15 protein-coding genes and 1 pseudogene are annotated in these 24,320 nt (G+C 61.8%); 10 read left to right on the top strand and 6 right to left on the bottom strand.

All coding sequences use genetic code 11. The features are described from left to right. The first annotated feature begins 37 nt into the window (after positions 1-37). From ABLE92_RS15885 to ABLE92_RS15860, 6 genes are read left to right on the top strand one after another with little or no spacing between them, the layout of a single operon-like run. Positions 38-3,295: an Eco57I restriction-modification methylase domain-containing protein gene (locus tag ABLE92_RS15885; RefSeq protein WP_348805766.1), complete on the top strand. Its 3,258-nt coding sequence runs from the start codon at positions 38-40 to the stop codon at positions 3,293-3,295. Further along, positions 3,292-6,993: a DISARM system helicase DrmA gene (drmA, locus tag ABLE92_RS15880; protein ID WP_348805765.1), complete on the top strand. Its 3,702-nt coding sequence runs from the start codon at positions 3,292-3,294 to the stop codon at positions 6,991-6,993. Before ABLE92_RS15885 ends, drmA begins: the two co-directional genes overlap by 4 nt. Next, positions 6,990-9,068, top strand: coding sequence for a DrmB family protein (gene drmB, locus ABLE92_RS15875; protein ID WP_348805764.1), 2,079 nt, complete (start codon positions 6,990-6,992; stop codon positions 9,066-9,068). The genes drmA and drmB overlap by 4 nt, the downstream gene beginning before the upstream one ends. After that, on the top strand, positions 9,065-9,769 hold the full coding sequence (gene drmC / locus ABLE92_RS15870; RefSeq protein WP_348805763.1) for a DISARM system phospholipase D-like protein DrmC: 705 nt from the start codon (positions 9,065-9,067) through the stop codon (positions 9,767-9,769). Before drmB ends, drmC begins: the two co-directional genes overlap by 4 nt. Positions 9,770-9,809: 40 nt before the next feature. Further along, on the top strand, positions 9,810-10,931 hold the full coding sequence (locus tag ABLE92_RS15865; RefSeq protein WP_348805762.1) for a DNA cytosine methyltransferase: 1,122 nt from the start codon (positions 9,810-9,812) through the stop codon (positions 10,929-10,931). 3 nt (positions 10,932-10,934) lie between these two features. After that, complete coding sequence (locus tag ABLE92_RS15860; protein ID WP_348805761.1) at positions 10,935-11,348, top strand: very short patch repair endonuclease; 414 nt, start codon at positions 10,935-10,937, stop codon at positions 11,346-11,348. A gap of 15 nt (positions 11,349-11,363) precedes the next feature. Here ABLE92_RS15860 and ABLE92_RS15855 read toward each other — a convergent pair whose 3' ends face one another. Continuing rightward, positions 11,364-12,761, bottom strand: coding sequence for a helix-hairpin-helix domain-containing protein (locus ABLE92_RS15855; RefSeq protein ID WP_348805760.1), 1,398 nt, complete (start codon positions 12,759-12,761; stop codon positions 11,364-11,366). Positions 12,762-12,909: 148 nt separating this feature from the next. Next, positions 12,910-13,686 (bottom strand): hypothetical protein, encoded by a 777-nt coding sequence (locus ABLE92_RS15850; protein WP_348805759.1) that lies wholly within the window; start codon positions 13,684-13,686, stop codon positions 12,910-12,912. A gap of 114 nt (positions 13,687-13,800) precedes the next feature. Between ABLE92_RS15850 and ABLE92_RS15845 the strand changes: the two are divergent. From ABLE92_RS15845 to ABLE92_RS15835, 3 genes and pseudogenes are all read left to right on the top strand, one after another. Beyond that, positions 13,801-14,475, top strand: a pseudogene (locus tag ABLE92_RS15845) (gamma-glutamyltransferase); the annotation flags it as partial. A gap of 76 nt (positions 14,476-14,551) precedes the next feature. Continuing rightward, complete coding sequence (locus ABLE92_RS15840; protein ID WP_348805758.1) at positions 14,552-17,002, top strand: AAA family ATPase; 2,451 nt, start codon at positions 14,552-14,554, stop codon at positions 17,000-17,002. Then, positions 16,999-17,355, top strand: coding sequence for a hypothetical protein (locus ABLE92_RS15835; protein ID WP_348805757.1), 357 nt, complete (start codon positions 16,999-17,001; stop codon positions 17,353-17,355). The genes ABLE92_RS15840 and ABLE92_RS15835 overlap by 4 nt, the downstream gene beginning before the upstream one ends. Before the next feature lie 15 nt (positions 17,356-17,370). Here ABLE92_RS15835 and ABLE92_RS15830 read toward each other — a convergent pair whose 3' ends face one another. The 3 genes from ABLE92_RS15830 to ABLE92_RS15820 all read right to left on the bottom strand — a co-directional run bounded on the left by ABLE92_RS15830 (position 17,371) and on the right by ABLE92_RS15820 (position 21,066). Next, positions 17,371-18,060: a TMEM175 family protein gene (locus ABLE92_RS15830; protein WP_348805756.1), complete on the bottom strand. Its 690-nt coding sequence runs from the start codon at positions 18,058-18,060 to the stop codon at positions 17,371-17,373. 139 nt (positions 18,061-18,199) lie between these two features. Continuing rightward, a complete protein-coding gene (locus tag ABLE92_RS15825) occupies positions 18,200-20,065 on the bottom strand; it encodes a PGRS repeat-containing protein (RefSeq protein WP_348805755.1) in 1,866 nt (621 codons plus the stop codon). A gap of 278 nt (positions 20,066-20,343) precedes the next feature. Then, complete coding sequence (locus tag ABLE92_RS15820; protein ID WP_348805754.1) at positions 20,344-21,066, bottom strand: sulfite exporter TauE/SafE family protein; 723 nt, start codon at positions 21,064-21,066, stop codon at positions 20,344-20,346. A 66-nt stretch (positions 21,067-21,132) separates the two neighbouring features. On the opposite strand from ABLE92_RS15820, the gene pdxR reads away from it, so the two are divergent. Then, positions 21,133-22,620 (top strand): MocR-like pyridoxine biosynthesis transcription factor PdxR, encoded by a 1,488-nt coding sequence (gene pdxR, locus ABLE92_RS15815; protein WP_348805753.1) that lies wholly within the window; start codon positions 21,133-21,135, stop codon positions 22,618-22,620. A 23-nt stretch (positions 22,621-22,643) separates the two neighbouring features. Here pdxR and ABLE92_RS15810 read toward each other — a convergent pair whose 3' ends face one another. After that, positions 22,644-23,972 (bottom strand): aspartate aminotransferase family protein, encoded by a 1,329-nt coding sequence (locus ABLE92_RS15810; protein WP_348805752.1) that lies wholly within the window; start codon positions 23,970-23,972, stop codon positions 22,644-22,646. Between the last annotated feature and the right edge of the window lie 348 nt (positions 23,973-24,320).

The following is a 24,320-nucleotide window of genomic DNA, read 5'->3' as shown; positions in this document are numbered from 1 at the left end:
GATCACCGCGAAGCTGGGTACTCAGGTCCGTAAGTCGGTGGAGTTGCTCATTCAGGCATTCTCGGAGGAGCGGCTCAAGGCACGTCGCGACGGTACTGCCGACCCGCTGCCAACCAATCCTGATGAGGTGTATCAGGCGGCGGTCACCGTGATGATGCGAATTGTGTTCCTGCTGTTCGCTGAAGAACGTGAAATGCTCCCCACGGAGCGGTTGTACTGGGATTCGTACGCCATCAAAGATCTCCTGACGGACCTCAGAGCGGCGGCGACGGATGGTGAGGAGTTGCTCGATGAGACGTACGACGTCTGGCACCGCCTTCTCGCCGTCAGTGACGCCCTGTACGGGGGAGTCAACTACGACGAGATGCGAATGCCAGCCTACGGCGGTTCACTCCTCGACCCGAACCGGTTTCCTTGGATGCATGCCGTGGACAAGCGGGGCTTGGCACTCAAGGTGTCGGACCGGGTGATGATGCATGTCCTCGAGTCTGTTCAGACTGTCGTCACAGGTGACGAAAGGCGCCGAATCTCCTTCCGCGATATTGACGTTGAACAAATCGGCTATATCTACGAGGGACTTCTCGGCTACTCGAGTGCCGATGTGGAGGACGATGTAGTCCTCGGCCTAGTAGGCAAGGACGGCGAAGAGCCCGAGATTCCGCTCGGTGTGCTCGAACGCATTCGAGACGCAAACACCGGAGACCCGAGGAAGATGGCGGCAGCTATCAGAGAGTGGGTGAAGGAGAACCAGCCGGCGGCCACCAGCAAGACGGCCGCAGCCCTCGCCAAGCTCATTGCGACGCCGCCTACGGCCGACGAACGCGCCGAGTTGATGCGGCTTCTTACACCGGTGGCCGGTGGGGACACGCAACTTCTCGAAAGCCTCATCAGCTGGGGCAAGGTGATCCGCAGGGACCTACGGAATATACCGATGGTCTTCCCGCGGGGTGGCCTCGTCGTTGTGGAGACACCTTCACGTAAGAACGCCGGTGCGCACTACACCCCCCGCTCTCTCGCGGAAGAGGTGGTCCTTCACGCACTCGAACCGCTGGTGTACGCCCCGGGACCGTTGCAGACCAACAACGATAAGGAGTGGAAGCTCAAGTCATCCGCCGAGATCCTCGATCTCAAGGTGGCGGATATCGCCGCGGGGTCAGGCGCTTTCTTGGTCGCGGCGGCGCGTTACCTGGGTGAGCGGGTTGTCGAGGCCTGGACCGAAGAGAGGATACTCACCGACTCCGAATTTGCTCCCGCCGACGATATCGAGAGACGCGCAGTGCGTGAAGTGATCTCGCGCTGTTTGTACGGTGCCGACATCAACCAACTGGCTGTAGAGATGTGCAAGTTGTCTCTGTGGCTGGTGTCGATGGACAAGACCCAGCCGTTCTCGTTCGTCGATGACAAGGTCTTCTGCGGTAACTCGCTTCTGGGAGTCACCGATCTTGATCAGTTACGCTATTTCCACCTCTACCCTGAGCCAACGAGAATGCACGAGCAACTGTTCGTAGACATCGATGCCAAGATCCGTACGGCAACTAGGTTGCGGCACGAACTGGCAAGCCCGGTCGAAGAACACGATCCGATGCGGTCATCGCGCGCGAAACAGCGCCTGCTTGAGCAGTCCCGTCAGGTGACCGATGATCTGCGGCTGATCGCCGATGGTGTTGTCGCGGCCGGCCTTCCACTGGGTGGTAAGCCGGGTCGGCAGTTGGACGACGCTTACAGAACGTTGTCGTGGCAGGTCCAAGCTGCGTTTCCTACCGGGGGTAGCGACCCGGACCAGAGTCCGCTACGTGGTCGGATTGACTCAGGACTCACGCCTACGATAAAGACCGATTATGACCGGTGGAAGCCACTGCATTGGTCAATCGAGGTGCCGGACGTGCTCATAGAGGGGGGAGGCTTTGATGCAATCGTCGGTAACCCGCCATTCCTGTCAGGAAAGAAGATTTCTACGGCATACGGCGCAGGCTTCGAGGCTTGGTGCAAGTCGGATCTGGATGGACGTAAGGGCGCCGCAGACATCTGTGCACATTTTATTCGTAGAGCGTGGGCATTGGTTGGAATAGAGTCGGGGGTGATCGGGCTAATCGCGTCAGATCGCGTAGGTCAGGGGGACACTGCAGCTATGTCGACGGAGGTCCTCGTCGACTCAGGCACTATATTCCGAGCGATTTCAGAATTCAAATGGCCCGGTAAGGCTTCGACTAGTGCTGCAATCGTTTGGGCATCAAAGGCTCCCCTGAAAGAGGACGCCCATCCTACGTTGAATGGGGTAACAATCAACACTATCGATGGATGCCTGTCTGATGGGCAGAAAGCCGACGTGAGAACGGCGCATAAGCTGCGGCTTAGTTTCATGGCGGGTAGTGGCGTGTACTTATATGGCGAGGGCTTCCTGATTGGCACTAACGATAAGATCATATCCGAGCTGAGTGGCAATGAGCGTTCTTTCTTGAGGCCGTTTGTAAACGGAAAGTCGCTCCTCGGGGGCACTCCCTCAGGCAAGCTCGCTATCGACGTGAATTGCTTTCAGACGGAGGCAGACCTCTTCGCGGCAGCCCCACATCTTGCCAAGCGCTTGCGGGAGACCGTGAAGCCTGTTCGCGATTCGATTACAAGTCAAGTGCACGAGTCGCGTTATTGGGCTCATTGGGACAAGCGTGAGCCGTTATTTGCCGCCGCAAATGAATGCGGCAGCTTCTTGGTGGTCGCGGAAAATTCCCGGGTTCCGGTCTTTCTGAGGACTACTGATACGAGGGCGCTTTACAGCCACAAGGTAGTTATCGTGGCTACAGACAGTTTGGCTCATTTTGGCGTACTGAATTCCGGGGTACATTTTTCGTGGTTCGAAAGAACAACAACAGGTAGGGGGGCCACGAGCACCTACGTGGTGACGCGATGTCTTCGGACTTTTGTATTTCCAACGGAAGGTGAACGCTCAATCGAAGTCTCTGCAAGCAGACTTAGCGGTGCAGTATTAGGTGAGCTGGAAAAATCCCCCTCGGTAACACATCTTTACAACCGGATTGATAACCCGGGGGATATTGCCCCTGGACTGCAAGAGATTCGTGAGGCGCAAATTGCGTTAGATAAGGCGGTGATTGAATCGTACGGCTGGGGCGACCTAGACTTGTGTTATGGACATTATAGGTATCGAGGTCGCACAAGGTGGATGCCCGCAGATTCAGTGCGCGGCTCGATTGTTGAGCGTTTGCTTGAGCTCAACCACGTGCGGGCAAGTGAAGAACGGAACTTGGAAGTATTGAGTGGGCAGGACCTTGGCATTTCATGACTGTGAGCAAATCTACCGTAGTAAGGGCTGAACTCGTCGGGCTGATCGAGAGTGAATTGCTAGGTCCTCGCAACGGGCCCGAGGAAGAGATAAGAGGTACTGCCAGAGGCCGCTACATGGTCGGGGCTTTGGCGCCGGTGACCATCGACCCCGCGGCGGGTACTGAATCCGACGTTGACGACAGTGGTGGCGATCCCTCAGATACTGGAGTCGCAATGACCGACCAGGACCCGATCTCCAACGGTCAGTCCGGAGTACCGGTCGGGACAGATGAGGATCCGTCGTACGACGCTGACGAGGACCGGGATGAAGGGGCAAAGGGAGCTCTGACTCACCCGTCATCTATGGGACTGCGCTTCCAAGTGCCCAGCGAATGCGGCGTTCTCGCGGTTACGGCCTCGTGGGGTCGCTACATGACATTCCGGCGAGAGGACGAGTCCGGTCGAAAGGTGCAGTGGTCAAAGCGGGTTCCCTTCGAGGGATTGGCTGAGATCGATGTGCGAGGTCATCGTGAGCACACCACGTTCGACCCGATCTTCCTCGATGCTGATGTGTCGCTCCGAGCCGAGTTGTTCCCGCACGGCGATCGCATAATCGTGGAACTCGCGCTTTCCAACGACAAGGTGACTGGCCTGGAAGCACCTCCGGCCGATTGGTTGTTCCAGAGCAAGCTTCACGTTCAAGCTAATAATGGCGAAGCGGTCTTTCTGCCGTCGCGGGACGTACTCGACGACAGCTACGACGAAACTGACGACGAACGACGTCGACTTGATCTGCAGTATCGACATAGGCTTGAGTTCGCGATCGGGCGGACTGCATCTGTTACGTGGACTGAAGGCTTCGACAAGCTCGATCCAAGCGTGTCATTGCGGTGCGCGACATCGGTGGAGACATCCTGGCTACCGACTGCTGAGATTCCTCAGACGATTGCCGGTGACGCTGGTGCGGCGGTTACGTCTATGCGACGGCTGATGACGTTGCGCGCAGATGAGGTCGACGCGGCATTCCGCCCCCTGGTCGACGGATACCAGGACTGGCTCGGCAAGCAGGAGGCGATTGCGGACACTCTGCCGGCACACTTGCGTACCACTGCGGATGAGGCAATAGGTGAGGCCGCGTTGGTCGTCACCCGACTGGAGAATGGTTTGCGGGTCCTCAGAGCGAGCGCAGACGCGCTTGAGGCCTTTCGATTCATGAACCGGGCGATGCGCGATCAGCGAATGCGATCACAGGTTGCAGCGAAAAGGTCTGAACGACAACAGCTCACGATTAACGATGCCGTTGCCGAGGTGGAAGCCGACGGAGACAAAGCGGCATCGTGGAGGCCGTTCCAACTTGCCTTCGTTCTGCTTCAGCTACCGGCGCTGGTCAATCCGAGCGATGAATCGCGGAGCGGTGCCGCTGCGAACGTCGAGCTCCTGTTCTTTCCCACGGGAGGTGGAAAGACCGAAGCGTACCTGGGACTCGCAGCGTTCACATTCGCGATCCGCAGACTCCAGGGGATCCTCGAGACTCCCGATGGCCCGCTCGACGGTGGTGATGGCGTCGCAGTCCTCATGCGCTATACGCTGCGCCTTCTGACGTCGCAGCAGTTCCAGCGCGCAGCTGCATTGGTTTGCGCCGCAGAGGTGATTCGGCAGGAAGACAGCGGGACATGGGGTGACCGTCCGTTCAGCATCGGGCTCTGGGTGGGCTCGGCCGTCAGCCCCAAGCGATACACCGAGGCCAAAGAACAGGTCGAGACCGCACGCAGCGACACCGGAAAGACTTACGGACTCACCGTCCTACAACTCCAGCGGTGCCCTTGGTGCGGCTCGAAGATTGACCCAAAGCGGGATCTGCGCACTGTGGGCGCGACCGAACGGATTGAAGTGTTCTGTGGAGACAGAAAGGGCGACTGTCCATTTGGCATCGATGGGGATACAGGACCGCTTCCGATCACGACGGTGGACGACGAACTCTACCGAAACCCTCCAACGTTCCTGCTCGCAACAGTCGACAAGTTCGCTCGCCTCGCCCGTGAAGGCGAGGCTGCGAGTCTCTTCGGATATGTGTCCGAGCGGTGTCCAAGGCACGGCTACCGACATCCCGATTCCCGGAGCGCCTGCAAAGGCCAGTCACACAAGAGCAAGAGCGAGGGCGGCATAGAGTACCCACCCGTTGCAGTGTCAAAAGTCTCGCGGCTCCGTCCGCCAGATCTCATAATTCAGGATGAACTCCATCTGATCACCGGAGCGCTTGGCACAGCAGTAGGAGTCTTCGAGAACGCCGTGGATGTGCTGAGCTCGTACGGTTCAGCTGTCGGCGGCGTCAGACCACTCGTCGTAGCCTCTACCGCCACCGTCCGCAATGCCCTCAATCAGGTCACCGCGCTGTACGGACGAGGTGTTGCGGTCTTCCCGCCCCAGGTTTTGGATGTCCGAGACACCTACTTCTCTCAAGAGAAGTCGCTGTCTGACGCTGATCCGGGCCGGAAGTACTTAGGAATCTGTGCACACGGAATTCGGCTTACCCTCGCAGAGATTCGTATGTCCGAAGTTCTCCTCCTCGCGGGACAGAAACTACTTGATCAGCATGGCGATGCCGCGGATCCCTACATGACCACTGTCGGATACTTCTCTGCCACACGTGAACTCGCAGGAATGAGGCGGTACCTCGACGATGATGTGACCACTCGCGTTTCCGGAAGAACCGAACCGTTTCCCCGCCGAACGACAGACTGGTCACGCCTCGAAACCGGCGAACTCACCGCGCGTGTCTCGTCGGAGGAGATCTCACGGACTCTGGACCGACTCGCACTCTCGTTCACGTCAACGTGGTTCGCGCACAAGGGTGGCCCCGAGCAACCTCGATGGACCACCGAAGGAAAGAAGGAGTACGGTGCAGCCTGGGCGGCTGCGGCGAAGGCGAAGAGACCTGAGCCCAGCTCGCCGCCCCGACCGTACGACGTCGTGCTCGCAACATCGATGCTTCAGGTGGGCGTCGACGTTCCACGACTCGGATTGATGATGGTGGTCGGTCAACCAAAGAACACTGCCGAGTACATTCAGGCCTCCTCTCGTGTAGGACGTGACGCGCGCAAGCCAGGTCTGGTTGTCTCTCTGGCGAACTGGTCGCGTCCTCGGGACATGTCGCACTTCGAGACCTTCCGCCACTACCACGAGACGTTCTACGCTCAGGTCGAGGCACTCAGTGTCACGCCGTACTCCGAAACAGCGATGGAACGCGGACTAACGGGCATGCTGGTCAGCACACTACGCGTAGTCGACGAGCCTTCCGCCGACTCGCTCTCACCAGAGACAGGGGCCGGAGAAATCCGTCGGAAGATGCCTGTGGCGAACGGTCTTGCGGAACGGATCATCGCGCGAGCAACGTCGGCCGCGCCGAATTCCGAAACAGTTGATCGGCTCCGGCAGAAGCTCCTCCAGAGGATCGATCGATGGTACGGGAGATCGGAGGAGAATAAAGACGCCCTTGTCTACTCACGAAGGCGTAAGGACGTCGTTGAGTTTCCTCTTCTGATCAGTCCTGAGAGCGCGCTCGCCTCGCCGGCGGATCGGATTTTCATGGTAGCGAACTCAATGCGGGAGGTACAGCCGGAGTTCAACCTTCTCGTTAGTCCGAAGAATGACGGGCTTGCGTTCAGTGAGCCGGTGAGCGCGCCGCGATGGATTTTCTCTGATGGAGGTAGCAAGTGAGCGACGCCGAGTCCCATGTAGACGAGATCCAGCCGGTCAGCGTCGGAAGCAAAGAATTGGACCCGATTGCCGACATCGAAGCTAAGGTGACAAAGAATCGAAGCAAGGTTGGTGCGATTCGTCCGTCGGCTATGCTCTACACCTCTGGCATCGGGTCCGCTGTAGACCTCCCTCATCTGTCCGTCATGCCGCACGGCATCGATGCGTGGCAACGGTACTACGATCGACGGCAGGGTGGTGTCGATGTGATCGTCGAACCACGCCTGCTAGATCTCGTCCGGACTCACCTTGGGAGTCAAGTCGACCAACTACGGAAGCCGCCGTGGGCGCCAGACGACCAAAGCGGCTTCGGGGATGACGGAATCGATCTCGGCATTCCTGCTCGGGTGTTCCCGCAATGGTTGCGTTGCACGGGGTGCAACCGGCTCGCTCCCGTCAATCATCAGGTCTTTGAATTCAAGAATGTGTTGCGGTATCGGCCCGACAAGGCTCAATTCATCCACAAGAATTGCAAAGGGTGGGACGCCGACAAGAACAGAACCAAGAATCGCAAAGGGCAGGACCAGCCGACTGTGCCCGCGCGCTACATGATCGCTTGTCGGAAAGGGCATCTCGACGAGTTTCCGTACGACGCCTGGGTTCACCGAGGAAGTGTGTGCCCGAAGGCAAAGATCCCGCAGTTGCGCATGCGTGAATGGAAAAGCAACATCGGCCCTGACGTACAGATCATGTGTCTCAACTGTGACGCGCGCCGAGGAATGCTGGAGGCGACAGGGCCGAAAGCAGGAGACAAACTCCCTATGTGCCGTGGTCGTCACCCCCACCTCGACGCCTTCTACCCGTGCGATGAACCCGGGAAACTCATGATGCTCGGAGCCGCCAACCAGTGGTTCGCATCAACTGTCGGCTTGCTGGCGCTCCCGCGTGAAGAGTCAGCATCACCCGAAGACCTGTTGCCGCACTTGGGAGCGCTTCCCGTCAGTATTCTCGCGACCGCTTCAAGTGTGGATGCGCTAGCCGCCTTCCGGGCGCTGGTGGCCGCCGTTGCCGCAACGGACGTGCTAGAGACCGCTGATGACGAAACTCTCTGGACCGCACTGGAAATCATCAAGGAGGGCAAGGTCGCAGGGCGAGAGGGTTCAGCGAGCTCCGATCCGACAGAAATTCTGTTGCCCGAGTGGCGTGTACTCACGGATGAAGTCAAGTACACGAAACACAGTGGCGCCGCGGACTTTCGCGCTACCCGACGTGACGTTCCCGCAGTCCTCGAGCCGGTTGTCAGCAATGTGGTGGGTGTCGAGAAGCTGAAGAAGGTCAACGCGTTTGTCGGGTTCACCAGAATTGATGCGCTTGACCGAATCGACGATAGTCGCAGCAGAGTCGCCCCTCTGAATCGAGATGGCCGGCCGACGTGGGTTCCCGCCACCGAGGATCGCGGCGAAGGATTCTTTCTCCAGTTCGACGAGGCCATCGTGCGGCAATGGGAAGAAGGCGTCATGCAACTGCCGATCTGGAGGACCTACCGAAACGCGCACCGAGTGAATTTCCGCCGCCGCACGAGCAAGACCGCCGACTCCACGATTGACCCTGATGATCGCTTCCCGCCCCCTCGCTACTGGGCGCTGCACACTTTGTCGCATCTGCTCATTCGCGAAGCCGCGATGTCTAGTGGCTACGGTTCCGCTAGCTTGACGGAGCGCATCTACGCGTGGCGAGAGGACAACGATCGCCCCGCGGCTGCGGGACTCTTGATCACGACTACTGCATCTGATAGCGAGGGAACGCTCGGTGGCCTCGTTGATCTGTGTCGGCCGGAACGCCTCGGTCCCTTGGTTCAGGAGGCGGTGCGCAGGGGATGGCGATGCTCGAGCGACCCAGTGTGCTCGCACCGTCGGCCTCGAGGTCAGGAGGACTTTCTTCACGGCGCGGCGTGTCACTTCTGCCTGTTCGTCAGCGAGACAAGCTGTGAGCGGACAAACAGATTCCTCGACCGCCGTCTGCTGTTGGGACTCCCTGTTGACAAAGACATCGCGACTCCTGGTCTTCTGTCTCCAGTCGTGGGGATTGGGAAGTGACGCCAGTCGCCGAACTCGGCGCACTGCTTGCCCCCGAGGAAGCGAGCGCGGTTGCAGCCGTCCTACGACAGCGCCACTTGCCGCACCTCGCGGCGCAGCGGGCGTTTCCCGCTCATCGGGCGAGAGTCAAGACCCTCTTGAGCGACCTCGTAGGCGCTACTGGTAACCCCGAGTACGCGGCCGCCATGCTCGAAGGCATCGCTGCTGTCCCTCGTGCGACCACACCCGAAGCGGTGTGGACCGCACCCGGTGTACCTGGGCTCGAAGGACGCACCACACTGGCCGTCGCAGACCTCATCAATCAAGCATCGTCGACCATCTATGCCGCGACCTACACGGCACAGCCAAAAGCCGAGTACGTACAGGCGCTGTCGAACGCGATAGCAAGAGGGGTCTCGGTGACGGTGATTCTTGATCGCGCAAAGCAAAGCGAGAGCGGTGGTGTCGTACCGGCCGCACTCAAAGGCGCACGAATCTGGACGTACTCCCCCGAGACTGCTGGTGGCTGGATGCCCAAACAACACGCCAAGGTCGTCGTGGTCGACCGCAGCTCCGCGCTCGTGACCAGCGCGAACTTTTCGGTCGCGGCAGCCAAGCTCAACCTCGAGTGTGGCCTCTTGTGTCGAGACTCTGCGGTGTCCGACGGGTTGGTTCGGCAGTTGGAGACGTTGAGAGAACACGGACAGTTGGCTGACTACTGACCTGGTTGCGTTTGCGAGAAGAATCCTCGAGGATGGCGGGATGCGTGTCGTAGGCCTCTTCTCAGGAATCGGTGGATTGGAAGTTGGGCTCGCGCAGTCGGGGTTCACTACGAAGTTGCTATGCGAGAACTGGGGACCCGCGGTCGAGGTGCTGAAGAGCCACTTCGACGTTCCCGTGGTCGGCGACATTTGTGCTCTCCAGGCTCTACCCAAGGTCGATGTGGTGACTGCCGGCTTTCCTTGCACGGATCTCAGTCAGGTCGGAAAGGCCGCGGGAATTGGTGGGCATGAATCGGGACTGATCCGCGAGGTCTTCCGCCTGCTCGACGGTGCTCAGCCATCGTGGGTCGTGCTGGAGAACGTGACCAACATGCTGAGTCTGCATGGGGGTCAGCCGATCAGAGTCATCACCGAGTGGTTCGATGAGCATCGGTGGAACTGGGCGTATCGGATAGTTGATTCACAATACTTCGGGGTACCCCAGCGCCGTCGACGTGTGCTGATCGTCGCTTCTCGCGACAACGACCCACGGACAGTCTTATTCGCCGATAGTCACGACCCGCGAGAATTGAGAGCTCCCAAGGCTCACGGTTTCTACTGGACCGAAGGAAATCGCGGTGTTGGATGGGGTAACGACATCGTCCCAACACTCAAAGGTGGCTCAAAACTTGGGATTCCGTCTCCACCCGCGATTTGGCGGAAGACGGCTCAAGCAGGGAATGCTATCGTCCGACCGCGCATCGAGGTGGGAGAACAACTCCAGGGATTCACTCCACGGTGGACAGACGTGAGCAGTGTGACTGCTGGCCAGCGGTGGAAAATGGTCGGGAATGCAGTCACAGTTCCGGTTGCCCAGTGGGTTGGGGATCGATTGGTGAATCCAGGTGTGGTCCTGGATGTTGCGCGTCCGCTGGATGCTGTTGGTCGATGGCCATGCGCCGCGTCGTCTGTGAACGGGGAGAGGCAAGCGTGGGAAGTCACAGAGGCACCTCTTGCCGTCGACCGGATGTCAATCAGCGAGCTTGTGAAGAAGCGGTGGGAGCCTCTGTCCGCGAAGGCTACTCAGGGTTTCTACAAGAGATTCACGAACTCACGCCTTCGCGCTGGAGGAGAGGAATTCAAATCAGCGCTCTCCGATCATATCGAAGCGATGGTGACCTGACCGATGCAGCCGGAGCCTCTCGACGAGACCGTCCGCCAACGGATGAAATCTCAGCGCCGTCGTGACACTGAGGTTGAGATGGAGATCCGTCGTCGATTGCACGCGGTAGGCCTACGCTACCGTGTGGACTACCGCCCCGAGTCGTCCCTGCGATGCCGGGGCGACATTGTTTTCACGCGTGCGAAGCTGGTGGTCTTCATCGACGGGTGTTTCTGGCATGGATGCCCAGACCATGCGACAGCGCCCAAGAACAACTCAAACTGGTGGCGAGAGAAGCTTGAGGCGAATAAGTTTCGCGATCGTCGAAATACTGATGCCCTTGTGGGTCTCGGCTGGGAGGTTCTGAGATTCTGGGAGCATGATCCGCCGGAATTAGTAGTCGCGTCGATTGTTCGTTCGCTCGATTCGCGTCGTTGACCACTCGATGGGTAACTAAGTAACGTATTCATACAAGGAAGCGCGGACCGAGTTGTAAACGAGATCTGCCCGCTTCTCTCCGACGTAGTGCAGTGTCTTAAAGTCGTCCACCGATGCAGCCAACACTTCTTGAATTGTCCCAAATCCGGCGCTTTTCAGTTTGTCTTTCGTGATATCGGAAATTTCAAGTACATCAATGCTTCGCTTGAGGTGGGCGGAGATGTCCGGACGCGACAGTGAGTCGTCGCTGAAGTCGACTGCCGGGCAGTCGGTGAACGATGGCGACTTTGCTTGAAACTCAATCCACCGCTTAATGTTCATGTCGCGCAACGCGACATCAACTAGAGTCTTTCGGTCCTTCTTGTCGATCTCGCCAAACACGGATGCCAAGTTCACCAGGTAGCGATCGCCGACCGACTGTCTCGTCCGTACATTCGACGAATATTGAAACAATAGTCCGCTGTAGCACAAGATATCCAGCGCAAGTCGAACGGATGGCGAGCGACGCCTATCTGCCCAGACAAAGAAGCGCTGTGGCTTGGATCGGCTGTGAGCACTAGAATGGGGCTGAGCAGCTAGGTCGATTGCGAGCCTGTTTTGCCGCACCATTTCCTTTACGATCTTGTCTTCAAAGAAGATCCTCCCCCAATCGATAAGATCCCGTCGGCCCGGGAACTTGTCTCCCAGGCTGGAATGCAGCGAAAGGAGCTGATTATAGCCATCTTTAATCGGGTTTGTGCTCGATGACACTAAGAGCTGCACTAGTAGTCTCGGGTTTCCGGATGCGGAAAAACATAATGCGTGAAAGTTATCCAGATTTGCGTCGGCAGAATGCTTCTTTCGGATTGAGTCACTCAACTGTTTGTCTCGAATTTCTCTGCACCAGTCAAGGTACTCGTCGCTGGCAATATCCTTCACGAGATCAATCACGTGGGCGTCGTGGCCGAGTTCAAACTCTGGGCCGTAGTTGGTGACTCCTGGGTACACGGCGGCGTTGATTGTGATTGTGCTTGAGCGGAGGGCGCGCATAAGTGAAAAGAAGGAGGACTGTCGAACTGGATTGAATACATGGGCGGCTTCGTCAATGTAGACTGCGACTCGGGATAGCTCCTGGTTTTCGCAGTGATCCTCAGTCAGCTCTTTGATTTGCTCGATAGAAGTCCAATCGGGCTCGCCGCTAGTTCCTTCGATGAGTCCAGCCTTCCGAAAGGCTCTATATATCGCATGGCCGATTCTGCGAATCATCCACTTCCGAAAAATGGCTGTGTCGCCGCCATCATTGCAGTCAACGGCGGCATCGGCGAAGGAGACGTAAACCGGGAATGGCCGATCGGAACGTTCCGACTTGAGCGCATTGCTCCAATCTGTGCGCTGCTCGTGCTCGGCAATTCGGAGTAGGTAGGACTTGCCCATGCCACGGCATCCACGCAGCAGCGATGGGATATTGTTCTTAAGGAGTTGGAGATTCTCCCGCTCTTCGCTACGCTCGGAGAAGAGCTTGGTGAGCTCATCTCGGGGTATGTCCTCCGTTCGTATGTAAACAACTTGTTTAACATCCCTGTTAGCCAACTCGGTACTCCTTTCCTCTTAACATTTGCCAAGATAGTCGATGTGAGTACTTGTCTTCGAGGACATCAACAACCTGAACCCAACTGGGATTATCGGGGGAAAGGCTTGGGTATGCGTCGAACAGAAACGACATCGAGATCACGTTGACGATCGATTGCCACGAATTCACCCATTCACTAATTAGCGGGGAAGTATGGTTCAGCTCAGATTCCAGAATAGTTTCTGCACTTGAGGAGTTCATGTGAAGGAAGTCTGAGCAGTACGAATAGCTGGTTCTGAATTCTTCGCTCGCCTCGCTTTGGATCGAATGTAGGTCGTTCACCACGTCGGGATTCTCTCGTACATCTGCGGTGAATATGTTCGAGAGTCGTAGGAACTGGGTCGAGAAGATACCAGCAGCCTGCTCGCGGATTGTGGTAGTTGGAATTGGACGATTCTCGCGAGACCATCGCCGGGCTTCGAAAGGCTGATTCCAGAACCACGCATATGCGAGAGAAAGTTCCTGGCTGGACCGGAGGAGGGAGAAAGAGGGGAAGAACTGCTTCGCGCAAAGAAGGTCTAGACTGGTAGGCAGTATCTTCAGCAAGAGGCCGTAGACTTCTGTGGCGCTACCATGGGCGTCTCGAATGGCATCGAACTCCTCGAGTCCTGCGATTACCGAGGAGAAAACGTGCTCGTGACCTGCGAGTGTGGATTCTGCGGGAGCGACGTAACCCTTCAGTCGATTGATTACTGAATGGTCAACTTCGCGCCCCTGGGTCTGGTCCACGGGTCTGACTGTAGCCGCTTGCGACACAGTTGTGCCGCGGGACCCTTGGCGACGCCACTTGCCGATGTCAGTAGCGCGCTTCGCGGCAGTACTTAATTTAGCTTAGCTTAGTAGGCCCCACCCGGTGACCTGGGCGACGTCCCGCTGGGCTCCTACCCGGGCACCGAGCACGGCACCAGCCACATCACCGTCGCCGACCGCTACGGCAACGTCGCATCGATGACCACCACGGTCGAGTCGGCGTTCGGCAGCTTCCACATGGTCGACGGCTTCATCCTCAACAACCAGCTCACCGACTTCTCCGCGCAACCCCGCGACACCTCCGGTGCACTCCTGGCCAATCGGGTGTCACCGGGCAAACGCCCCCGCTCGTCGATGGCCCCGACGCTGGTGATGCGACCCGGCACCAACGGCGCCCCCTACACCCTCATCGGTGCGCTCGGCTCACCCGGCGGCTCGACGATCATCCAGTACGTCGTCAAAACCCTTGTCGGGATGATCGATTGGCAACTCAACCCGCAACAGGCGGTGTCGATGATCGACTTCGGCTCGGCCAACACCCCGGTGTCCAACGTGGGTGGCGAACATCCACTGGTGAACACCGCCGACGACGGCGCCTCCGATCCGTTGGTGACCGGCCTGCGGCAACGCGGCGAGCAGGTGTCCGTCGACGACCAGTCCAGCGGCCTGAGCGCGCTGTGGCGACTCAACCCCACCAGCGGCTGGGTCGGCGGTGCCGACCCTCGCCGTGAAGGTGCGGTGATGGGGGACGACGCGCAACTGCAGTAGTCAGGCGCCGTTCGCCACCCACGTCGGTGGCATCTGCCAAGATACGCATTGGCCGCCATCAACGGAGAGGTGCGACGTGGACGCGAGCACGGTCGAGAGCGAGATCTGGGACCTCATCGGGGACGATCCCGACCTCGACGAGGATGTCGCATTGATGGTCGCCGCGGCACTACGTAGCGATGACGAACTCACCGCGCAGTTAGGTGATGATGCGCCCCAGCTGACTCGGCCGGCACCGGTGGCCACTGCGCAGACGACGCCGGTGACAGCCTATATCCGGTCCGTCACGGCTCGGGGGTTCCGGGGGATCGGCCCGGAATCGACGTTGGAGCTCAACCCCTTTCCGGGTATCACCGTCGTCAGTGGCCGCAACGGTTCGGGCAAATCGAGTTTCGCCGAGGCCGTCGAGTTCGCGCTCACCGGCGACAGTTACCGCTGGAAGCAGCGGTCCGTGCACTGGCGCGACTCCTGGCGCAACATCCACCAGGACACCGACGCCGCGGTCACCGTGCGGTTCGCCTTGGTCCGCGACGACGGCAAGCACGCCACCGACCTGATCGTCGCCGCGTCCTGGGACGACGGCGCCGGACTCTACGACGCGAAACTCTGGGCGCAGGTACACGGCGAGCCGGCCACCGACGTCGCCAGACTCGGATGGACTCAGCCACTCGACATCTACCGACCGATCCTCTCCTACGAGGAAGTCGGCGGCGTGTTCGAGGAGGGGCAGGCAGCCTTCTACGACCGCATCAACCGGCTGCTGGCACTCGACCAGGTCAACGACGCCGAAGCCCGCCTCGCTGCGGTGCTCAAGGAACTCAAGAAGCCTGCGACAGCAGCGGAACAGGCGCGCAAGGCGATGCGTGCCCACCTCGAGACCTCCGACGACCCGCGGGCGGCACAGGTACTCGCGTTCACCAAACGCCGACCCTTCAAGACCGCCAACGCCGAGGCCACCGCGGTCGGAACCGGATCGGCGGCCGCAGAAACGGTGAGCAGGCTCCGCCAGATCGCCGCCGTCGAACTGCCCACGATCGCCGAGGTCGGCGCACTGACCACCCAACTCCGCGAGGCGCTGACCGCCGAAGCCGACAGCGCCGGAAGCCTATTCGACGCCCTGTCCCAACGCAGCAACCTGCTGCAGGCGGCGATCGACTGGCAGCACGACCACGACGGCGAGACCTGCCCGGTCTGCGGGCACGGGACCCTCGACGCGCAGTGGCGCGAACAGGCACAGCAGGAGATCGCCGCATCGGCACAGCTGTTGGGTCAGCATCAGAACCTCCAACAGGCTAAACGTTCAGCGCAAGAAGGTATTCGACGACTGGTCACCAGGGTGCCGGATTTGACCGCACCGGCCGGGGAGGACTTGCCGGCGCTGACCGGATATGCCGCCGCGCGATCAACACTGGGCGCGCTGCCCGCCGACGTGGCCGAGTGGCCCGACCACGTCGACACCGCCTTTCTGCAGATCCAGGACGCGGCGACCGCCGTCACCGACCAATCCCGTTCCCGCGCAGACGAACTCGACGACGCGTGGGCACCGCTGGCCGGACACATCCTCGGTTGGGTTGAGCAGCAACGGAAAGCCGAGCGTGCGGACACGCAGAAGAATCGAGCCACCCACGCCCTGGAATGGCTGCGTCGCGCATCGGCAACCTTGCGCGACCGACGACTCGCTCCGATCGTGGAGCGCACCCGCGACATCTGGGCGCGGCTTCGACAAGAGAGCGACGTCGACCTCGGCACGGTCTCCCTGACCGGTGCCGGCAACCGCCGACGAGTCGACGTCACCGGGTCCATCGGCGATCACCAACTCGGCGCGATGTCGGTGATGAGCCAGGGCGAACTGCACGCCTTGGCCCTGGCGCTGTTCATCCCGCGGGCCACCGCGGAGGCGAGCCCGTTTCGGTTCCTGATCCTCGACGACCCGATCCAGGCCATGGATCCGGCCAAGATCGAAGGTTTTCTCGGCGAACTCGAAGAACTCGCGAAAGACCGTCAGGTGATCGTCTTCTCCCACGACGACCGCCTGCCGACGGCGATCCGCAACGCCTCGATCCCGGCGGAACTGTTGTCCGTCAGGCGATCTGCCGGTTCGGTGGTCACCGTGACCACCAACACGACGCCCGCAGCACGCTACGTCGACGACGCCATCGCTCTGATCAAGGACGACGGTGTCAGCGATCAGGTCAAGAAGAGAGCCCTTCCGGGCCTCTACCGGCTTGCCGTCGAATCGGCGGCCAAGCAGGTCTACTTCAGCAAGCAGGCGCGGCTCGGCGTCGCCCCCGAGACCTCGGAGTCGACGTGGTCCGAGCACCTGCGGACGAAACCGCGTGTGGCGCTGGCCCTCTACGGAGATGCGACTCGCAGCATCGGTGGTTGGCAGTCCTACCGCGACTATCGGGAACCCACGATGCGGTTCTGCGGCGGGGCGGTGCACGAGGGCACCGACGATCTGACCATGGAGAGCATCAAACGACTGGAACGCACCGTCGACGACCTCCGGAGAGAGGGCAAGACGTGAGCGCCGACGGGCACACCACCGCGGCGGCGCTGCTGGCACAGGCCGACGCCATCCTGGCCGGACACTCGGCGAGCCACTCCGCGACACTCGCGGCATTCCTCGCCCGGCAGGCCACCGAGGCGCTCGTCGAGGCGCGCTGCACCGAACTCGTCGGACCCGTCCCGGACGCGACGACGAAATCCAAACTGGCGATCCTCAAATCCCTCGACCACACCGAGGGTGGGAAGGCGCTCGTCCTGTCGTGGTACCGGCTCAGCGGATACTGCCACGTGCACGCCTACGAATTGCCGCCCACCGTCGGGGAAGTCCGCTCGGCATGTGAACAGGTGATGGCTGCGGTCAAGGTTGCCTGAACCCGCGGACAACGGTCAGCTCTTGTCGGCCTCGTCATACTGCTCGGTCGACATGGCGTCGAGCGGGAACAAGATCGTGACCAGGTGCAGCACCAAGAATGCGAGCGCCCAGCCTCCGATCACCCACGTGAAGGCAAGAGTGGCGATGGGCCAGAGAACGGAGGCCAACGAGAGAACGTAGGCGGTACGGAACACCCCGGCGTCGAGGTCCGGCCGAAAGAATCCGCGCTTGACCGAGTAATACATGAACGCGGCGAATCCGCCCATCGCGAAGATCATCACGATCGCCATCAAACGAACCGCGGAGGTGAAATCGGTGGCATTGTGCCGGGATTCGCCGAGCACGGCGATCGTGAAGGGCGTCAGGATGTAGCCGATCTGCGATCCGAACGCGAGCAACAAGGCGTAGTGGTCCAAGCCGGTCGACCATGCCGATACTCGACGCAGAACCGACCAGCCGCCGGCGATCTGCACGAAACCCAGCAGGTAGATCAGATAGAGCGGCCATTGGTTGAGCAGTGCGTGTCCGAGTCCGCCCTCCTCGACGCTGGGCGGACGCAACTCCAGCACGAGCAAGGTCGCGGCGATGGCGAAGACAGCGTCGATCCAGCCGTCGAACCGATCCCAGGGAAACCGGGATTGAAGACTCGGACGAAACGGCGGTACAGCACATCGACCAATATGGCGCACAGTTTCGATAGCCACCGGGACAGCTCCTTCGTATCGACTCGGACGCCACTTACGCGGTGGACGAAATCCACAGTCAACTGGCGATGTCTGGCGGGGCATTCCTTTGGAGAGTCAGTAGCCGGTCGTGCCGACACGACCGGCCGACGACGGCCGATCAGGAGCCGGTACCGCTGCCCCCGGTCGAACCAGCAGCGCCGGTAGCACCCGGGTCTCCGTCGGCCCCGGCGGAGCCGGGTTTCAGATCCCCGTCATCCCGTGAGCCGCCGGCGCCGCCGGTCCCACCGACTCCTCCCGCGCCGCCGCTCCCACCTTCAGCGTCGGCGCCGTTGGTGCCTGCCGAACCACCCAAGAGACCTGTGGTGCCGCCGGAGCCGCCCGTGCCCCCGTCTCCGCCATCTCCTCCAGCGCCGCCGGTACCACCGGTACCACCGTTGCCCCCTTGTCCGGAGTACCAAGGGGCCCAGACGCTTACGCCACCCGCTCCACCTGTTCCTCCGGTCCCGCCGACGTCACCGTTGCCGCCATTTCCGCCGACGCCACCGGACGCTCCGTTCCCGCCGTTGCCATAGAGCACGCCACCGGAGCCTCCGGAGCCGCCCGCTCCCCCGGAACCACCCGCTCCACCTGCGGTGCCGGTTCCCCCGGTCCCGCCCATGCCTCCGTCACCACCGACGAACACGACGTTGCTCACACCTGGCGTTCCGCCGAGTCCACCATCGCCACCGTCACCACCGGCGGCACCGATTCCTCCGGCGCCGCCCGTGCCGCCTGCGCCGCCGTCGTATGTGCCCGCACCGCCATCGCCACCTCGACCACCTTGTCCGCCAATCGATCCGGTCGCGCCGGACCCACCTTTGCCGCCAGTGCTCCAGGAGCCGTCGCCCGGGGCGCCGCTGCCTCCGTTACCGCCGTTGACACCGACGACGTCGCCGGGAGCCATACCGTCTTGTCCGTTGTCGCCATTGGCTTGGCCGCTGGAGCTATTCACGCCGTCAGCGCCGCTCAGAGTCGGGTCGGTCATCGTCGGGCCGAGGTAGTTGACTCCGTCAAGGCCGAGAAGTCCGAGCCCTCCCTGACCACCGTTGCCACCGTTGCCCCACAAGCCTGCCGCTCCACCGGCACCGCCATTACCACCGTTGCCGGTTCCGGTGATCGCGGTATCCTCACCGAGGAATGCGATGCGGAATCCGTTGCCGCCCACGCCACCATCACCACCGTTGCCGAACACCAATCCGCCACGGCCACCGGCACCGCCATCAAGGGTTCCGGCAACCCCGTCGCCACCGTCGCCGCCATCACCGAACAATCCGGCATCCCCGCCCTTCCCGCCGGCAACGCCGTCACCGCCGTTGCCCCAGAGGATGCCGCCCGCGTAGCCGTCGGGATGCTCCGCAGTACCGTCGGCGCCGTTGCCAATCCATAAGATCCCGGTGGGGCCGACCACGCGTAGACCGGTCTGTGGACCAGCCGAGACCGTGAACAAGAATTGTATGGCCGAGGTGCGGTCAGCGGCGGCGACCACGTAGGCGGGCACCGACGAGGGGCCGGATGTATTGCGCCGAATACCGGCCGATGCGCCGCTCGTCGACGACTGTGTCGCCGAATCGGACGCCACCGACGCATCTTGGTCTGAAGATGTTCTGCCGGAGCGTGTTCCGATGGGGGTTGTTCCGCCCGACACGGCAAGCCCCGACCGAGAGCTGCTATGCGGTGCGGTCGGCCCGTCCGCACCCGCCGCACGCAGTTGCCCGGCGAGTGATCGGATAACCGCGGTTGCCCCCGGTGTGCTCGCTTGATCGACGATCGCCGCCACGACTTCGTCGGTGCGCACCAGCGCGATCTGCCCACCCCGGAACGGCGCCGGCGCTTGTAGTGGGGTGACTGCAGCAGCCAGCGACACCGACCCCGCAACCGGCGGCGTGGTGGACAGCGACGGCGCAATCAACGCGGCGGCCAGCAACGGCGAGAGTCCCACCACCACCGGTACGAGAGTCCCCGACCGAAAACTGACTGCCGTCATAACAGTTGACCTCCATGCACATTCGACGCGACGTTGCTTCTGGTCACGCTAGTGGCGTGGGTACCGTCGGTCATGCCCCCTCTTCTGGGGGCATGACCGCCCTGTTGGCCAACGCGACCGCAAGTCAGGGAGATCGCTCACTCGTCGCCACGCCAGATGTTGGAGCAGCTGATCTCCGGTCGCCTACCCGCCGCAAGCTGAGACCGGGCTGTGGCATTGGCTGTTCCACCGGCCGGCGCCTTCCCGAAGTTCTCCGGCAGGCATCGATGCTCGTGGCCTCACAGGCTCGAGACCAGCAACCCCACGCCGGCGATCACCGACAACGCCATGCCCGCGCGGGCCACCGCCGCCGCCGGAATCCGGTGCATGACGACCCGGGCGGCCAGGATTCCCGCCGCCATCGGCACGAGGAGTGCCAGCGCGACGAGAAGATCGTGAGAATCGCTGCGCCCGGTGGCGGCCAGCAACAACACGGTTGCCGCGGAGATGATCGCGAACACCGCCGACATCGTGGCGCGGATGCGGGCGGCCTCGGCCGCGCGGAACGTCAACGCCAACGGTGGGCCGGGCAGGGCGGCGGCGTAATTCAGTGCACCGGAGAAGAATCCGGCGGTCAGTGTGCTGCGAGTGGTCAGCGGGACGCGGACACCACACAGTCCGGCGCACCCGGCGGCAACCACCGTCAGCGCGATGATGACGGCCAGGGTCTGGCCACCCACGAGATGCACCACCGTGACCCCGGCAGCGGTTCCCGGAACAGCGGCAAGAACACACCGCGTCACGAAACCGCGGTCGATCCAGGCACGTTCGCGCCACGCCGTCACGGTACAGATCACGGTCGCGAGCATTAGCAGGGCGCCGGGCACGAGGTGCGGATCCACCAGGATCAGCGCCGGGGCGGTCACGATGCCGAATCCCGAGCCGGTGGTGGCCTGGATGAGTGCACCGACGGCGATGATCGCGATCACGGCGGCCGCCGACCACGGCGTCAAGAGATTCACCGATCTAGACTGAACCCCGTACTGTCATGAGGAAAGCGCCAGTTGGAGCAGAAACATTGAGGCCAGATGACTGAGTCAACCGCAGGTGATCCGGCGCCGCTCGCGTTGGACCCGTCGTCGGCGACGCCGCTGTACCGGCAGGTGAGGGCACTGTTGGAGGACCAGTTGGCGCGTGGGGTCTACGGACCGAGCCGGCCGATGCCGTCTACCAGGTACCTGGCTCAGGCACTGGGTGTCTCGCGTAATACCGTCGCCCTGGCGTATCAGGAGCTCACCGGCGCTGGGCTGGTGGAGAGCCGCCCGCGCTCAGGTCTGTATCCGGTGAACCTCGCCCCGACGTCCACGACGCCACGCACGACACGACGCGACCGGACCATCCAAATGGATTGGCAGCCACGACTGGAACGCCATCAGGCGGGTCTGCATCAGCTGCCGGTGACCAAGGCGCCGGCCTTCCCCGAGTGGCAGGACTACCCCTATCCCTTCATCTCCGCGCAGCCTGAGATGAAGTCCTTCCCGGCGCGCTCGTGGCAACGGGCAATGGTTGCCGCGCTACACAATCCGCACCTGACCTACAGCGTGCGCGACGCCGGTGACTCCGACGATCCACTGCTGCTCGAGGCGCTGTGCAACGAGATCCTGCCCTCTCGGGGCGTGCACGCGACCACCGATGAGGTGCTGATGACTTCCGGTGCGCAACAAGGACTATCACTGATCGCCGACGTCCTCCTCGGTCCGACGTCGACGGTGGTGGTAGAGAATCCCGGCTACGTCGACGCCTGGCAGATCTGTTCCCGCATCGGCGCTTCGGTCGTTCCCGTCCCGACAGACCAGTGGGGTGCGGTGATCGAGGATGCGCCCGGCTTCGACGCCATCTACCTCACCCCGAGCCACCATCACCCGACGAACGTGACGCTCAGCCTGCCCCGCCGACGGCTGCTGATGGACCAACTCGCCGACCGCGACGCCTTCGTCATCGAAGACGACTACGACAGCGAGTTCCGTTTCCGCGGCCAGCCCACTCCGTCGCTCAAGGCGATGGACACCTCCGGCCGGGTCCTCTACATCGGTTCCTTCTCGAAATTCCTCGCCGCGGGACTGCGCCTCGGGTTCGTCGTCGGACATCCCGAGGTGATCGCCGCGCTGCGTGCCGAACGCCATAACCGATCCAAACACCTTGCCGGACATCTGCAACGGGCGCTTGGTATCTTCATCACCTCTGGCGACTACCACAAGGTGTTGCGCGGTCAGCGGCGTCGACTGCGCGCCAACTGGGACACACTGACCGCGGCGGTCAACCGGTACCTGCCACTCCCTGATGAGGGTGGCTCCTACCCGCCCGGCGGAGTGAGTCTGTGGTACACGGCGCCAGCCGAGATTGATTGCAAGCGTTGGGCATTGCGAGCTCGTGAGCACGGGGTTCTGGTGGCCGACGGGTCGCGCTACTACTTCCCCGGAACCTGGCGCAATCACAACCTGCGGCTCGGGTACAGCTCCCTGCGCACCGAGCAGATCGAACCGGGGATCAGGGCGCTGGCCGCAGCGCTGCCCTGATCCCCGACCCGACGCAGGAAGTCTCACACTGCGCAGAGTGCGTCATCGAGAATCGAGAGAGCCTGCTTGGTCTCCTGCGGGGAGACGATGCACGGCGGGGTGAGATGGAAGCGATTCATGTTCTGGAACATGAGAAGTCCATTGCGTCGCGCCCGATCGGCGATCGCCTTCATCTCCGGGGAGTTGCCGCCGTAGGGCGCCAACGGCTCTTTGGTGGCGCGGTCGGAGACGAGTTCGATCGCCCAGAACACGCCGAGTCCGCGTACGTCGCCGATGATCTCGTGGCGCTCGGCGAGTTCGCGCAGGCCGGGTCCCAGGGTGTCGACGCCGATCGCCGCGGCGTTCTCCACCACCTGCTCGGCGTGCATGGTCTCGATGGTCGCGACGGCCGCCGCAGCGGCGAGGGGATGACCCGAGTAGGTGAGCCCGCCGGGATATGGGCGGGTGTCGAACTGCTCGGCGATCTGCTGGGTCATCAGCACCCCACCCATCGGTACATATCCGGAGTTGACGCCCTTGGCGAAGGTGATCAGATCGGGAACCGCGTCAAAGTGCTCGAGCGCCAACCATTTTCCGGTGCGTCCGAAGCCGGCCATCACCTCATCGAGGATCATCACGATACCGTGCCGATCGCACAGTTCGCGGACGCCGGCAAGGTAGCCGGGCGGGGGTGGCATGATGCCGGCGGTCCCCGGGACGGTCTCGAGGATCAGCGCGGCGAAGCTGTCGGGTCCCTCGAACTCGATCAGCGACCGCAGATGCTCCAGGGCGCGGACGCACTCCTGCTCCTGCGTCTCGGCGTGGAACTGACTGCGGTACAGGAACGGCGCGAAGAAGTGCACCGCGCCCGACGAACCGTAGTCGCTGGGCCAGCGCCGTGGATCGCCGGTCAGATTGATGGTCTGATGCGTCGCACCGTGATACCCGCGGAACGCCGACAACGTCTTGTAGCGGCCGGTGGTCAGCCGCGCCATCCGCACGGCGTGCTCCACGGCGTCGGCGCCACCGTTGGTGAAGAACACCTTGGTGAATCCCTGCGGCGCGATGTCGACGATCAGTTCGGCGGCGCGGGCGCGGGCCTCGTTGGCATGCGCCGGCGCGATGGTGCACAAGGTGCGGGCCTGCTCGGCGATCGCCTCCACCACGCGCGGATGCTGATGGCCCAGGTTGGTGTAGACGAGCTGCGAGGAGAAGTCCAGCAGCCGGTTACCGTCGCCGTCGATGACATGCGAGCCCTCGGCGCCGGTGATGACGATCGGATCGAGCGTCGATTGTGCCGACCACGAATGGAAGACGTGGGCGCGATCGGCCGCGTAGATCTGCGCGGCGTGGGGGTTCTGTGGTGCGGGCATGATGTGTGCTCCTCCGTGAATCGGGTGTGGCAACGTCGCGGTAGTCGCCGGCCTGACACCACCGTCGCAAGAGCTTGGCCTCGGCAAAAGGGCCAGAAATGGGCCAACTGACAGTGCCAGTTGGGGTGACGTGCACAACACGCCGTTCCTCGCGCCCGAAGCCTGAGTCGGTTCGGGCTGGTGACGCCGTCACGAACGATGTTCGACGAGTCCATCCGGTTACATCTGGCACCGTCAAACTCCGTACCAGTGGACCTTCTCGGGGCTCCAGATCTTCGACAGTCTGAGTTCACGACGCGGCGACCGCCGCCGCAGACAGACGACGCATCACCACACGAAGGGGGAATC

This window comes from Gordonia oleivorans (genome assembly GCF_040044975.1).
Taxonomy (GTDB): Bacteria; Actinomycetota; Actinomycetes; order Mycobacteriales; family Mycobacteriaceae; genus Gordonia; species Gordonia oleivorans.
The sequence above is the reverse complement of the archived record's forward strand: the minus strand, read 5'-3'. Positions and strand labels throughout refer to the sequence as shown.